This is a genomic window from Pseudoduganella sp. R-43, from assembly GCF_049913255.1.
Taxonomy (GTDB): Bacteria; Pseudomonadota; Gammaproteobacteria; order Burkholderiales; family Burkholderiaceae_D; genus Rugamonas.
In genome coordinates, this window is sequence record NZ_CP183988.1 from 5,080,780 (window position 1) to 5,094,698 (window position 13,919).

Genomic DNA, 13,919 nt, shown 5'->3' on the forward strand with positions numbered 1-13,919 from the left:
CCTGTTTCTTTAATTAATGGTGGTGGTGATGGTCGTGGTCACAATCGTCTCCGCATGTGATCTGGTCCACGACGTAATCGACAACGCCTTCAAACGCGACGGTTTGCTGCTGGCCCTCGCCTTCTTCAGCGCGCATTGCCTTGACGACGGCAGTGTTATTGGCCACTTCGTCTTCGCCGATGATGACTGCGAAGCTTGCGCCGGAGCCGTCGGCTTTTTTCATCTGCGACTTGAAGCTGCCGGCGCCATTCAGGCCGCCGCAGTGCAGGATCACGTCCAGGCCGGCGTCGCGCAGGCGCTCGCCGATGATGAAGGCTTGCATGCGCGCCGCTTCGCCCTGGTGCACCAGGTACACGTCGCACTGGCGCGGCGCTGCGGTGTCGCCGGCGCCTTTCATCAGTTCGATCAGGCGCTCGATGCCCATCGCAAAGCCGACCGCAGGGGTTGGCTTGCCGCCGAACATTTCGATCAGCGGGTCGTAACGGCCGCCGGCGCACACGGTGCCCTGCGCGCCCAGTTCGTCGGTGACCCATTCGAACACGGTGCGGTTGTAGTAGTCGATGCCGCGCACCAGGCGGGTGTTGACGGTGTACTGGATCGCGTTGGCGTCGAGGATCTTCTTCACGCCTTCGAAGTGCGCACGCGATTCATCGCCCAGGTAGTCCAGCAGCTTCGGCGCGCTGTTGACGATGCCTTGCAGGTCCGGGTTCTTGGTATCGAGGATGCGCAGCGGATTGGTATGCAGGCGGCGCTTGGCGTCGGCGTCGAGGTGCTCTTCGTGCTGCTGCAGGTAGGCGATCAGGTCGACGCGGTGGCGTGCACGCTCCTCGGCATCGCCGATGGAGTTGATTTCCAGGCGGATGTTTTCCAGGCCCAGGTCATCCCACAGGCGGCGGCACATCACGATCATTTCGGCGTCCACGTCCGGGCCGGTGAAGCCCACGGCTTCCGCGCCGAACTGGTGGAACTGGCGGTAGCGGCCGCGCTGCGGACGCTCGTGGCGGAACATCGGGCCCTTGTACCACAGGCGCTTGGGGCCTTCGTACACCAGGTTATGTTCCAGCACCGCGCGCACCACGCCGGCGGTGCCTTCCGGGCGCAGGGTCAACTGGTCGCCGTTCATGGAGTCTTCGAAGGAATACATCTCCTTCTCGACGATGTCGGTCACGGCGCCGATGGCGCGCGAGAACAGGCGGGTTTCTTCCACGATCGGGGTGCGGATCTGCTGGAAGCCGTAGCTCTGCACCACGGACTGCGCGGTGTTCTCGAAGATTTCCCACAAGTGGGCGTCGGCCGGCAGGAGATCGTTCATCCCCTTGATTGCCGAGATTTTGTCTGCTTTATTGGACATGTTCTTTAAGCTGCTTTGCTATAGTTTTTCTGTACGTAGTCGAGCACGATGGCCTGGAATTCGCTGACGATATTATCGCCGCGCAGCGTCGCCACCTTTTGGCCGTCGACGAAAACCGGAGCGGCCGGCGATTCGCCGGTGCCCGGCAGGCTGATGCCGATGTTCGCATGCTTCGATTCGCCCGGGCCGTTGACGATGCAGCCCATCACGGCCACGTTCATCGCCTCCACGCCCGGGTAGGTCTTTTTCCATTCCGGCATCTGCTCGCGCAGGTAGCTCTGGATATCGTCCGCCAGTTCCTGGAACACGGTGGACGTGGTACGTCCGCAGCCCGGGCAGGCGATCACCATCGGGGTGAACTTGCGCAGGCCCATGGTCTGCAGGATTTCCTGGCCCACCACCACTTCCCTGGTGCGGTCGCCGCCCGGTTCCGGGGTCAGGGAAATGCGGATGGTGTCGCCGATGCCTTCCTGCAGCAGCACCGACAGCGCGGCGGTCGACGCCACGATGCCCTTGCTGCCCATGCCCGCCTCGGTCAGGCCCAGGTGCAGCGGATAGTCGCAGCGCTTGCCCAGTTCACGGTACACCGCGATCAGGTCCTGCACGCCGGACACCTTGCACGACAGGATGATCTTGTCGCGCGCCAGGCCCAGTTCTTCCGCGCGCACCGCGTTTTCAATCGCGGAAGTGATCAGCGCTTCGTACATCACGGCCTGCGCGGTCCATGGATTTTCGCGTGCCGCGTTTTCGTCCATGATGCGTGCCAGCAGCGCCTGGTCCAGCGAGCCCCAGTTGACGCCGATGCGCACCGGCTTGCCGTACTTGGCCGCCACGTCGATCATCTGCGCGAATTGCGTGTCGCGCCTGGCGCCCTTGCCCACGTTGCCCGGGTTGATGCGGTACTTCGACAGCGCCGCGGCACAGTCCGGGTACTCGGTCAGCAGGGTGTGGCCGTTGTAGTGGAAGTCGCCCACCAGCGGCACGTCGATGCCCATCTTGTCCAGCTGGTCGCGGATGTAAGGCACGGCGGCAGCCGACTCCGGGCGGTCCACCGTCAGTCGCACCAGCTCGGAACCGGCGCGTGCCAGTTCCTTGATCTGGATCGCCGTCGCCACCGCGTCGGCGGTGTCGGTATTGGTCATCGACTGCACCACCACAGGCGCGTCGCCACCGACCCAGATCTTGCGCTCGCCATGCTGCACCAGCACGCGGCGGCTGGCACGGCGCGCCAGTGGTCCGGATGGGATCGGGTTGTTCGAAGAAGACATGCTTGGCTACTCTTATTACTTGATGTTCACGAGGGCATACGACTTGCCCGGACCTTGCGTCAATTCCAGCTTGCCGCCCGCCAGGCTGGCGCTCACGGCGCTCGGCTTGCCGACGATCAGCACGTCATCGGCGCGCACGTTGAAGGTCTGGGTGCTGCCGGCCTTCACAGTGCCACGGGTCAGGTTGGGCTGGCCGGCGCGGCGAATCTCGACCCACGAATCTTCCTTCACCGTCAGCACCAGCTTGCCGCCGGCAGTACCTACCGCGGGAGCTGCCCCAGCTACCGTTGCCGGCACGGCCGGCGCGGTTGCAACCGGTGCGGTGCCCTGCGCAGCGGCTGGAGCAACCGCCGTTGGCTTGGCCGGGATCAGGCCCGGCGAAGCTGGCGTCGTGGTTGCCGGCGCCGTGCCAACGGCTGGCGCACCGCCAACGGTCGGTGCAGCGCGGTTGACCGGGGCGACGCCCGCTACAGGCGCGCCTGCGGCATTGCCTGGCGCCGTCACGGGCGCAGTTGCCGGCGCAGCAACGCCGCCCGATGTCGTGGTCATGCCAGGAGCCATGGCCGGGACGGTGCCCGGCGCGGCTGCCGGTACAGCCGCTTGCGCAGGCACGCCGACGCCCGCCACCGCATCCGGCGCAGTATTGCTGCCTGGTTGCGGCGGCACCGAAATCAACGGCACGTTCTGCGTCTGCATTGGCGCTTCGGCAGGCTGCACACCCGCTTGCGTTACCACTGGCACCGCAGGCTCGGCCGGAGCTGCTGGCGCAGTGAGCCCGCCGCGGGTCGCCAGCGTCAGCGGCGACAGGATGCCCATCTGCCAGGCCGCTGCCAGGCCAAGCAATGCCAGCACGCCCACGCCGGCCACGATCGCGCCCAGCGGCTTGCCGTTATTGCGTTCGTTCAGCGAAGGGAAGCGCGACTCCTGGAACGAAGCCTTCACCATGGTCGGGCGCACGGTCGCATCGGCATGCCCTGCCGCCCCTTCCACTTCCACCATCGCCACCAGCGGCGCCGGGTCGAGACGTACTGCCTTCGCGTAAGCGCGGATGAAACCACGCGTTACCGCGCGGTTTGGCAAGGCATCGAAATCGCCCTGTTCGATCGCCACCACCTGGCGCGGCGCCAGTTTCAGTTGGTCGGCAACCTGCTCGACCGACAGCCCCATCGCCTCGCGTGCCGCTGCCAGTGCTGCCCCGGGCGCGGAAGCTTGCTGCCGGCTGGTCGGCTTGTCCTGCTCAGAATCCATTGGTTCCCCGTTCTCACTCATCAAACGCCCCACGTTGATACGCTGCGTACTCCGGCGACTGGGCGTGGTGACGCCGCAATTGGGTCGCGAAGCCCTGCTCCAGACCCTCATCGCCCATCTTGTGCTGCACCTTGATCGCCAGCCACAGTATGTCGGCCGGCAGGCTGTCCAGCTTCGCTACCTTGTGCAATTGCGTGATAAAGAAGCTGGCGCGCGGATAATCGCGCCGCGCATAGTACACCTTGGCCAGGCCGATATTCGTTTCCGGCACATCCGGCGTCAGCTTCAAGGCGCCCAGCAGGTAGCGCTCGGCCAGGTCGATGTCCCTGACCTTCAGCGCGCAGTTGCCCGCATTGTTCATGGCACCGGCCGGCGAGCGGTAATTGCGGTTCGCCAGCGCTGCATCGAAATGCTTGAACGATTCCTTGACGCGGTCGTTCTGGCACAGGAAGGACCCGTAATTATTGTTCAGGTCAGGATCGTTTGGCGCCAGCTTCAGCGCCTGCAGGAAGTTGTCATTCGCCAGGTCCTTCTCGCCCATGCGCATGTAGATGATGGCGCGCAGGCTGTAGCCATTGGCGCCCTGCGGATCGGCAGCGATCGCCTTTTTCACCTCGTCGAGCGCAATCGGGTAGTTACCCTGCTCGAAGTAGCCGATCGCGAGCTGCATGCGGATCTCGGCGCGCTTCTGCGCGGAAGTCTGGTCGGAAAGGGTCTTCAGATCTTCTCTGCCGCTGGGGCCATGCCCCGAAGTCGCGCAGCCCGCCAATACGCCGGCCAGCACGACCGCGGCCAGGCACTTGAAGCGGCGCTGGGCGAAATCGGTCATCAGGAACGAATCTCCACAATCTTGCCGAAATCGGCGCCGTACTTCTTCTGGTATTCGGTCATCTTTTCCATCCGTTCAGCCACGCGGGTGCGATCTTTCACTTCGCCCGCCAGCTGCCCGCAAGCCGCGTCGATATCATCGCCGCGCGTCTTGCGGATGGTGGTTACGATGCCCGCATTCATCAGAATTTCGGCGAAGGCCTTGATGCGCGGGTTCTTGGAGCGCAGCAGGCCCGATTCCGGGAAGGGGTTGAAAGGAATCAGGTTGAACTTGCAATTGACACCGAACTCCGGATGGTTCACCAGCGCGATCAGTTCGCGCGCATGTTCATCCGTGTCGTTGTAGTTATCGAGCATGCAGTACTCGAATGTGATGAAGTCGCGCGGCGCGAACTCCAGGTAGCGCTTGCACGCCGCCAGCAGTTCCTTCAGCGGGTACTTCTTGTTCAGCGGGACCAGCTCGTCGCGCAGCTTGTCGTTGGAGGCGTGCAGCGATACGGCCAGCGCCACCGGCACGTCCTGCGACAGCTTGTCGATCATCGGCACCACGCCCGAGGTGGACAGGGTCACGCGGCGGCGCGACAGGCCGTAGGCGTTATCGTCCAGCATCAGCTTGAGTGCGGTGGCGGTCGGTCCGTAATTCAGCAGCGGCTCGCCCATGCCCATCATCACCACATTGGTGATCTGGCGCTCGCCTTTCGGGCCGGGTTCGATGCCTTTGGTCTGGCGCAGCGCGAATTCGGCCATCCACAGCTGGCCGACGATTTCGCCCACGGTCAGATTGCGGTTGAAGCCCTGCTTGCCGGTCGAGCAGAAACGGCAATTCACGGCGCAACCGGCCTGGGTCGAGATGCACAGCGTGCCGCGGTTTTCTTCCGGGATGAACACGGTTTCCACGGCATTGCCATTGCCCACGTCCACCAGCCATTTGCGGGTGCCGTCGGCGGAAGTATGGTCGCTGATGACGGCGGGCGCCACGATGTGGGCGCGGGTCTTCAGCTTCTCGCGCAAGGACTTGGCGAGGTCGGTCATGCTGTCAAAGTCGGATGCACCGAACTGGTGGATCCAGCGCTGCAGCTGTTTGGCACGGAAAGGCTTCTCCCCCAGCTCCGCGCAGTAGGCGACTAGTTGCTCCGGATCAAAATCCAGCAGGTTGGTGAGGGATGTTTCCATGCTTTTTACTCAATTTCAAAAACGGCCTTGCCCCGGACCGAAGACCCGGGGCAAGGCGCAATACTACTGTACTACATTACAACCGCTAAAAATTAACGGGAGTAGACGTTCAGTGCTGGGAAGAAGTAGGCGATTTCAACGGCAGCGGTTTCAGCGGCGTCGGAGCCGTGAACAGCGTTAGCGTCGATGGAATCAGCGAAATCAGCACGGATGGTGCCTTTTTCTGCCTTCTTCGGATCGGTAGCGCCCATCAGGTCGCGGTTTTTCAGGATCGCGCCTTCGCCTTCCAGAACCTGGATCATCACAGGACCGGAAACCATGAAGTCAACCAGGTCCTTGAAGAAAGGACGCTCGCGGTGCACAGCGTAGAAGCCTTCGGCTTCAGCGCGGGACAGCTGGGTCATGCGGGCAGCGATCACTTTCAGGCCTGCGCCTTCGAAACGGCTGTAGATCTGGCCGATCACGTTCTTGGCTACTGCGTCAGGTTTGATGATCGACAGGGTGCGTTCGATTGCCATTATGAAAAACTCCAATAAAAAGAAAGGTTTAAAAGAAGAAATTAGATTCTCGATCAACCCTAGATTTTAACATAGTTCACTCTCTATGCCCAAGGAAACACTCCTCGGGCGCATATAAGGGCTTCCCCTAAGCGTTTTTAAGTATTTCCTAAGCCAGAAAGTCCCCATCCGGTCAGCGGCATGCTATGCTTTTTGGTAAAGGAGGCATTTAAATATGCAAAACGTACATCATTTTGGCAGCGCCGTCGCCACCGACAACGCGCTGATCCGCAACCGCGTGCTGCGCAATACCTACTGGCTGCTGGCCCTGTCGATGATCCCGACCGTGCTGGGCGCATTCGTTGGCGTGACTTTCGGCATGCCCTTCCCGCGCGGCTTCATCGGCGCAATCTTGTTCCTGGGTATCGCTTTCGGCTTCTTCTGGGCCATTGAAAAGAACAAGGACTCCGGCATCGGCGTCGCCCTGCTGCTGGGCTTCACCTTCTTCATGGGCCTGATGCTGACGCCGCTGCTCAGCCGCACCCTGGGTTACTCCAACGGCGCCACCTTGATCATGACCGCATTCGGCGGCACGGCATCGATTTTCGCCGCACTGGCCAGCTATGCCACCGTGACCAAGCGCGATTTCTCGATGATGGGCAAATGGCTGTTCGCCGGCGTGATCGTGCTGATGCTGGCTTCGATCGCCAACATCTTCCTGGGCATGAGCGCGCTGTCGATCGTGATCTCGGTGCTGGTGATTGCCGTGTTCTCGGCGTATATCCTGTTCGACGTGCAGCGCATCGTCAACGGCGGCGAGACCAACTACATCTCCGCCACCCTGGCCCTGTACCTGGACGTGTACAACATCTTCACCAGCCTGCTGAACCTGCTGGGCCTGGCCGGCGACCGCGAATAAGCGACAAGCTGTCCAATGAAAAAGCCGGCATCCGCCGGCTTTTTTTCGTTTGACCCACACCTTTGCGCCAACTCAATCCGTACCCCACACGATTGGCAAACACTTATCGCATCGCCACCCGTGGGAGCCTATCATGGAAGCGGATTCCCCTGACCACGAAGAAGGTATTCGCAAACTGGAGGAGAGAGTGCCTGACCTCGCCTGCGAAATCAAGCTTCTGAGTGAACGCCTGGACAAGTTCGCGATAGAGCTGCGGGCTGAGATCGCCAGTGCTGTCGCCGAGTCGGAAACGCGCATGCATGCCTATGTGGATGGGCGCCTGGCGGAACTGGAGCAGCGGCTGACCGCGCGCATTGTCGCGCTGGAGCAAGGGCAGCGCTGGATCATCGGACTCCTGGTCGCCATACTGCTCGGGATGGTCGGCCTGGCAAGCGGCATGGCGACTATCCTTTCCCGGCTGGCTTAGGCCTTACACGAGGTCGAACACCGCCATCGACTCCACGTGCGAGGTGTGCGGGAACATGTTCATCACGCCCGCTTGCGACATGCGATAGCCGGCGCGGTGCACCAGCACGCCGGCATCGCGCGCCAGGGTCGATGGCGAGCACGACACGTAGACGATACGCTTCGGCAGCATGTCCGGATTCGACTCCCTCAGCTCGGCCAGCGCCAGCGACAAGGCCATGGCGCCGTCGCGCGGCGGGTCGATCAGCATGCGGTCGAACTTGCCGAGGACGATCAGGTCATCCTTGGTGATCTCGAACAGGTTACGGCACTGGAAAGTGGTGTGGCCGTCAACGCCGTTCACCTTGGCGTTCGACAGCGCGCGCTCAGTGAGCGCGGTGGAGCCTTCGATACCCACCACTTCGCGCGCCTGGGTCGCCAGCGGCAGCGTGAAGTTACCCAGGCCGCAGAACAGGTCGGCCACGCGCTCTTCCTTTTGCACGTCCAGCAGGCGCAGCGCCTTGTGCACCAGCACGCGGTTGATGTGGTGGTTCACCTGGGTGAAATCGGTCGGCTTGAACGGCATCTTGACGCCGAATTCCGGCAGCGTGTAATACAGCTCCTTGCCGGCCGGGTAGAACGGGTATGCCGTGTCCGGGCCTTTAGGTTGCAGCCACCACTGGATCTTGTATTCGTCGGCGAAGGCCTTCAGCTTGTCCTCGTCGCCTTCGCCCAGCGGTACCATATTGCGCATCACCAGCACGGTATTGTCTTCGCCGACGGCCAGTTCGATCTGCGGCACCTTGTCGAAGATGGTCAGCGAGTGGATCAGGGCGCGCAGCGGCATCATCATGTCCGACACGTGCTTCGGCAGGATCTGGCAGCTCTGGATATCGGCTACAAAGACCGATTTCTTTTCGTGGAAGCCGACCAGTACCGTGCCCTTCTTGGCCACGTAGCGCGAGGACAGGCGCGCACGATAGCGGTAGCCCCAGGTCGGTCCATACATCGGGCGCATCATGGTGTCGGACTTGACCTTGGACAGGTGCCACAGGTTATCTTCCAGCACGCGCTGCTTGATCGCCACCTGGGCCGACGCTTCCAGGTGCTGCATGGAGCAGCCGCCGCAAATGTCGAAGTGCTCGCACTTCGGCTTGACGCGCATCGACGATTCCTTGTGCAGCGCGGTCATGCGCCCCTGCTCCCAGTTCTTCTTCTTGCGCAGCAGCTCGAAGCTGACTTTTTCGCCCGGCAGCGCGCCTTCGATGAAGACCACCTTGCCCGGCGAGCCGTCTTCGTTCTCGATGTGGCCAACGCCACGGGCATCCATGTCCAGGGATTTGATTTCGACGATGTTGTCTTGCATAGCGATTAAGGTTGCAGCCGGCGCGTTGCGCGCCCAAAGCCCGCTATGATACCAAAAACCGGTACCCCGGTGTCAGACCCGCGGGGTCTGACACCAATCCACAGCAACTGCAGGCCAGGTGTCTGACCCTGCGGGTCAGACACCGCACTTCCGGTTTCAGAGAAGCGAATCGCGTACCACGCCGCGCGCCGCCATCGCCCGCTTCAGCTTGACCAGCGCTTCCTGCTGGATCTGGCGCACCCGCTCGCGCGTCACGCCCATTTCCTCGGCCAGGGTTTCCAGCGTCGCCGGATCGTCGTTATCGAGCCCGAAGCGGCGCATGATGACAATGCGCTGCTTGTCCGGCAGCTTGGTCAGCCAGTCGCGCACCAGCACCGTCATCTCATGGTGTTCGGCGCGCGCGTCGGGCGAATCCTCGGAATCGCCCGGCAGCATGTCCATCAGCGACGACTGGGGGTCGTTATCCAGCGGCGCATCGAGCGAGGTGGCATGCTCGGACAAGGCCAGGATATCCTGCACCTCTTCCACCGGCCGCCCCACCAGGTCGGCGATATCCTCCGCCGTGGCATCCTTGCCATTATGGTGCTGCGCCTCCAGGTGGTACTTGCCGCGCAGGATCTGGTTCAGTTCACGCACCATGTGCACCGGCAGGCGCACCGTGCGCGCCTGGTTCATGATGGCGCGCTCGATGCTCTGGCGAATCCACCAGGTGGCATAGGTAGAGAAGCGGAAGCCGCGCTCCGGCTCGAACTTGTCGATGGCGCGCATCAGGCCGATGTTGCCCTCTTCGATCATGTCGAGCAGCACCACGCCGCGATTGATGTAATGCTTGGCGATCGACACCACCAGCCGCAGGTTATGCTCGATCATGGTCTGGCGGGCGGCGAAATCGCCCTGCTTGGCCAGCGTGGCGAAATGCACCTCCTGCGGCGCCGTCAGCAGGGGACGGGTGCCGATCTGGTTCAGGTAGTGCTGGGTAGTGTCGGTGGAGAGCTCCGCCGCCAGCACCTTTTTCAGTTCGTCGACCGTTTCAAGGACGGCGCTGGCGCCTTCAACCGCAACCTCGCCGTCCGGTTCCATGGAATCGATGGCTACTTCATCGATCGGCTCGTCCGGGAATTCCTCAGGAATCGAGTCGTCTTCCAGTTGGTCATTCGGCGAGCGTGTCATGGGTGCTTATCTAGCGGTTAGGCAGGAATTTCGATGGATCCACCGGCTTGCCCTGCTGCCTTATCTCAAAGTGCAGCTTGACCGTGTCGGTATCGGAGTCCCCCATTTCAGCAATTGCCTGGCCCCTGCGCACTTCCTGCCCCTCCTTGACCAGGATGGAGCGGTTGTGGGCATAGGCCGACAACAGGCTGTTACTGTGCTTCACAATGACGAGATTACCATATCCGCGGATGCCGCTACCGGCATACATCACTTTTCCTCGTTCAGCAGCCAACACTTGTTGTCCGGCGCGCCCTGCGATGTCGATGCCCTTGTTCCTGCCCTCGTCGAACTGTGCCACCACGCGGCCATCGGAAGGCCAGGTCCACGACAGGTCGCGGTCTTCCGCGCTGACCGCAGCTGCCGGCGGCACGGCCGGCGCCGGGGTTGGGGCCAGGCTGGCCACCATGGCCGGCTTGTCGGCGCGTTCGTCGGATTTCTGCAAATCCGCCACCGCGGCATCGGAATACGGACGTTTCTCCCCCTTTGGCGTCGACTTGCGCGGCGGCGGCGGGGTCTTCTCGATCTGCGGCGGGGTCGGCACGGCCGCTACCTGCACGCCTTCGGGTTGGGTCAGGCGCAACACCTGGTCGACCTTGATGTCGTCCGGGTTCGACAAGTTGTTCCAGGCCGCCAGGTCGCGATAATTCAGGCCGCGGTCGAAGGCGATGCGGATCAGGGTGTCGCCCTTGTGGACGGTATAGTAGCCTTCCTTGTCTTTCGGCTCCTCCACCGGGGCCACTTTCGGCGCTGTGGTGGGGTGCGGTGTCGAACGATCTTCGACCGGGGCCTGGGTCGGCACGGTCGAACATGCGGTCAGCACGGCCAGCGAGGCCGCCATCAGGAAAAGGGAATAGTTCTTCGTCATTCTATTGATCTGTGTGTTAAACGGTGCCAGGGCGCAGCGGCACAAAATGGCAGTCTTCCAGCGTCTGGCGCACCCATTCGTTCTTGCTGACACGGGTCACCAGTTCGAGATGCTGGGTGCGAGCCCCGACCGGGGCGACCAGGCGGCCGCCGATATTCAGTTGATCCAGCAAGGCCTGCGGCACTTCCAGGCCAGCGGCGGCAAGGATGATGCCATCGAAAGGCGCCGCCTGCGGCAAGCCTAGCATACCATCTCCGTAGTGCAAACGCAGGTTCGGCACCCGCAGGGGCCGCAAGTTGGCCTTGGCCAGTTCATGCAGGGGCTTGATGCGTTCGATCGAAAACACCTCTTTCGCCACGCAGGCCAGCACCGCCGCCTGGTAGCCGCAGCCGGTGCCGATTTCCAGCACGCGGTGCAGATCCTGCCCGGCGCGCATCACCTCGATCATGCGCGCCACGATATAAGGCTGGGAAATGGTCTGGTGGTGGCCGATCGGCAGCGAAGCGTCGATATAGGCTTGCGGCGCCAGGCCCTCGTCCATGAACATATGGCGCGGCACGGTGTCGAGCGCGCCCAGCACTACCGGGTCGCTCACGCCCTGCTTCGCCACCCGCTGCACCATGGCGCGACGCACGCCGTCCGATACCAGGGCATTCTGGCGCGGCGCCGCCACGGGGCCAAGCTGCACCTGGGCGCGTTCCTGGGCATAGGAATGGGCGCGCGAGGGCGATGCCACCGGTTGCGGCGGGCGCCAGCCGCCCGGGCTGGCTGCGGCAGTGCGGGCGGCATTCTGGGTGGCGGTTTGGGGCGTGGCCACGGAGCTGTAGACCGGCTTTTTCGCCGGGCTCTTGTCGGTAACAGAAGACAGGGGCAGCGGGAAAGTGCGGGTCTTTTCGCTCATTCGATGGCCTTTGCCAGGGTAGCGAGTTGTTGGCGATGGGTCAGGTCGATCTGCAATGGCGTCAGCGAAACGCGGCCATTGGCGACGGCATGGAAGTCGGTGCCCTCGCCGGCATCCTTGCAGGCGCCGGGCGGGCCAATCCAGTAGATCTCCCGGCCGCGCGGGTCAAGCGCCTTGACCACGGGTTCGGCCTGGTGGCGGCGGCCGAGGCGGGTCGGGGTCAGTGGACCCAGCTGCTCATACGGCAGGTTCGGGATGTTCACGTTCAGCAGGTAGGGCCGCTCCAGCAGTCCCAGGTAGCGCTGCACCAGGTCGCGCGCCACGCGCGCCGCGGCATCGACATTCGCCCAACCGTAGGAACCCTGCGAAAAAGCCATCGCCGGCACGCCGAACAGGTAGCCCTCGGTGGCGGCGGCCACCGTGCCCGAGTACAGCGTGTCATCGCCCATGTTCGGGCCGTTGTTAATGCCCGACACCACCAGGTCCGGCACGTGGTCCAGCAGGCCGGTCAGCGCCACGTGCACGCAATCGGTCGGCGTTCCATTGACAAAATAGAAACCATTGGCCGCCTGCTGAACCGACAAAGGACGGTCCAGCGTGAGGGAATTGGAAGCGCCGGAACGGTTGCTGTCGGGCGCCACAACCACGATATCGGCAATTGGCTGCAGGGCTTCCGCCAGCGCATTGATGCCAGGCGCCAGGTAGCCGTCGTCGTTACTGATAAGGATTCTCATACAGGGAATTTTACCTGAAGCAACGACTGGCGCAGCGCGCCGGCGGCGACAAATTTACATTGCCGCCGGCATCGGCCAGTACCCTGCGCGCTCTTGCTCGAGCGGCAAGGCATGGTGGTTGTTCAGGGTGGCCGGCCCGGCAGCGGGCAGGCGCTGCCAGGGGCAGAGCCCATCGCCAAACCATTGCATAAATGCATAATAGCCTTGCTGCAGCGCCAGCGCCGGCAGCGGTTCGCCACTGGCCAGGCTGGCGCAGTGCGGCAATTGCACCGCATCGAAGTACTCTTCCAGCGACAGCCAGGGCAAACCGTAGGCCTGGCCCAGCATGCCTTCGAACAGGGGCTGGTAGCCGCCCTCCCCATCCTCGCCGCGGCGCCAGAACCTGCATTGCGCCTCGTCCGAGGTATCGATGCGCGATGGCAGCGGGTAGACCAGCAACTGGCGCTGTTCGTCCTCATGGCAACTGCGATAGCCGGTGGCGCGCGCCACCAGGTCCCGCAGGCCGTCCAGGTTTTGCCGGTTCGGCGCGAACACCAGCACCAGCCGTGTCGGCAGCAAGGTTGTGCAGATGGCGGCGCAGTCGGCGCGACCGCTGCGCGCATCGACCAGCACATGGCCGAAATGGCGCGCCAACCGCGCGGCAAAGGTGCGGAACAGCGCGGGGCAAGCGTCGAACAAGCTTTGCCAGTCCAGCATCGCCGCGCGTTCCGCATGGCTGCCATCGCACCGCCCAGCGCGCAGCAGCCAGAGTGGCCGGTCATCGCATGCCCTGATCAGGTACTGCTCCCAGCGTACCGCGTCGAACACCGCCTCGGCCAGCGCCTGCTCGCTGGCGTAGCGGCCGGCGCGCTCCTGGAGCTGCTCGCGGCATTCTTCGAACAGGTCCAGCACTCCCGGCGCCTCCGCCGCGCCGGGAAAGTAGTAATGCAGCCCCGGAGCCTCCAGGTCCCAGTCGACCAGCAACACCGGCGCCGTGCGGCGGCTTGCCAGGATGTGCCCAAGATTGGCCAGCGCCATGGTACGGCCTACGCCGCCCTTGTAGGAATAGAAAGTGGTGACTTCGCCGGCTGCGGGCAGCTCTGGCAGGTGCAGGCGTAGGTGTTCCATGGCGCT

Annotated in this window: 14 protein-coding genes; 2 read left to right on the forward strand and 12 right to left on the reverse strand. The window is 63.2% G+C overall.

The features are described 5' to 3' along the window. Positions 1 to 13: 13 nt before the first annotated feature. The 6 genes from hisS to ndk all read right to left on the reverse strand — a co-directional run bounded on the left by hisS (position 14) and on the right by ndk (position 6,386). Positions 14 to 1,312, reverse strand: a complete 1,299-nt coding sequence (gene hisS / locus ACN9M3_RS23110) for a histidine--tRNA ligase (protein ID WP_426318747.1) — start codon at positions 1,310 to 1,312, stop codon at positions 14 to 16. Between the two features lie 44 nt (positions 1,313 to 1,356). After that, entirely contained in the window at positions 1,357 to 2,619 is a 1,263-nt protein-coding gene (gene ispG, locus ACN9M3_RS23115; RefSeq protein ID WP_426318748.1) for a flavodoxin-dependent (E)-4-hydroxy-3-methylbut-2-enyl-diphosphate synthase, read from the reverse strand. A 15-nt stretch (positions 2,620 to 2,634) separates the two neighbouring features. Beyond that, the gene (locus tag ACN9M3_RS23120; protein ID WP_426163100.1) at positions 2,635 to 3,867 is read right to left on the reverse strand and encodes a RodZ domain-containing protein; all 1,233 of its coding nucleotides are present in this window, start codon (positions 3,865 to 3,867) and stop codon (positions 2,635 to 2,637) included. Between the two features lie 13 nt (positions 3,868 to 3,880). Next, positions 3,881 to 4,696 carry a type IV pilus biogenesis/stability protein PilW gene (gene pilW / locus ACN9M3_RS23125; RefSeq protein WP_426318749.1) on the reverse strand — a complete coding sequence of 272 codons (816 nt, stop codon included), beginning with the start codon at positions 4,694 to 4,696 and terminating at the stop codon, positions 3,881 to 3,883. Next, on the reverse strand, positions 4,696 to 5,868 hold the full coding sequence (rlmN, locus tag ACN9M3_RS23130) for a 23S rRNA (adenine(2503)-C(2))-methyltransferase RlmN (protein ID WP_426318750.1): 1,173 nt from the start codon (positions 5,866 to 5,868) through the stop codon (positions 4,696 to 4,698). Before rlmN ends, pilW begins: the two co-directional genes overlap by 1 nt. 92 nt (positions 5,869 to 5,960) lie before the next feature. Further along, positions 5,961 to 6,386 carry a nucleoside-diphosphate kinase gene (gene ndk / locus ACN9M3_RS23135; RefSeq protein ID WP_155441729.1) on the reverse strand — a complete coding sequence of 142 codons (426 nt, stop codon included), beginning with the start codon at positions 6,384 to 6,386 and terminating at the stop codon, positions 5,961 to 5,963. Between the two features lie 214 nt (positions 6,387 to 6,600). On the opposite strand from ndk, the gene ACN9M3_RS23140 reads away from it, so the two are divergent. Continuing rightward, on the forward strand, positions 6,601 to 7,284 hold the full coding sequence (locus ACN9M3_RS23140) for a Bax inhibitor-1/YccA family protein (protein WP_426163108.1): 684 nt from the start codon (positions 6,601 to 6,603) through the stop codon (positions 7,282 to 7,284). 133 nt (positions 7,285 to 7,417) lie between these two features. Next, positions 7,418 to 7,750, forward strand: a complete 333-nt coding sequence (locus ACN9M3_RS23145) for a hypothetical protein (RefSeq protein WP_426318751.1) — start codon at positions 7,418 to 7,420, stop codon at positions 7,748 to 7,750. A gap of 3 nt (positions 7,751 to 7,753) precedes the next feature. Here ACN9M3_RS23145 and rlmD read toward each other — a convergent pair whose 3' ends face one another. From rlmD to ACN9M3_RS23175, 6 genes are all read right to left on the reverse strand, one after another. Further along, positions 7,754 to 9,094, reverse strand: a complete 1,341-nt coding sequence (gene rlmD, locus ACN9M3_RS23150) for a 23S rRNA (uracil(1939)-C(5))-methyltransferase RlmD (protein WP_426318752.1) — start codon at positions 9,092 to 9,094, stop codon at positions 7,754 to 7,756. A gap of 156 nt (positions 9,095 to 9,250) precedes the next feature. Further along, positions 9,251 to 10,264, reverse strand: coding sequence for an RNA polymerase sigma factor RpoS (gene rpoS, locus ACN9M3_RS23155; protein ID WP_426163114.1), 1,014 nt, complete (start codon positions 10,262 to 10,264; stop codon positions 9,251 to 9,253). Positions 10,265 to 10,274: 10 nt separating this feature from the next. Further along, positions 10,275 to 11,171 (reverse strand): peptidoglycan DD-metalloendopeptidase family protein, encoded by an 897-nt coding sequence (locus ACN9M3_RS23160; RefSeq protein ID WP_426318753.1) that lies wholly within the window; start codon positions 11,169 to 11,171, stop codon positions 10,275 to 10,277. A gap of 16 nt (positions 11,172 to 11,187) precedes the next feature. Further along, positions 11,188 to 12,072 (reverse strand): protein-L-isoaspartate(D-aspartate) O-methyltransferase, encoded by an 885-nt coding sequence (locus ACN9M3_RS23165; RefSeq protein ID WP_426318754.1) that lies wholly within the window; start codon positions 12,070 to 12,072, stop codon positions 11,188 to 11,190. Continuing rightward, the gene (gene surE / locus ACN9M3_RS23170; protein ID WP_426318755.1) at positions 12,069 to 12,806 is read right to left on the reverse strand and encodes a 5'/3'-nucleotidase SurE; all 738 of its coding nucleotides are present in this window, start codon (positions 12,804 to 12,806) and stop codon (positions 12,069 to 12,071) included. The genes ACN9M3_RS23165 and surE overlap by 4 nt, the downstream gene beginning before the upstream one ends. A gap of 54 nt (positions 12,807 to 12,860) precedes the next feature. Next, the gene (locus ACN9M3_RS23175; RefSeq protein WP_426163122.1) at positions 12,861 to 13,913 is read right to left on the reverse strand and encodes a KGGVGR-motif variant AAA ATPase; all 1,053 of its coding nucleotides are present in this window, start codon (positions 13,911 to 13,913) and stop codon (positions 12,861 to 12,863) included. Positions 13,914 to 13,919: the final 6 nt, after the last annotated feature.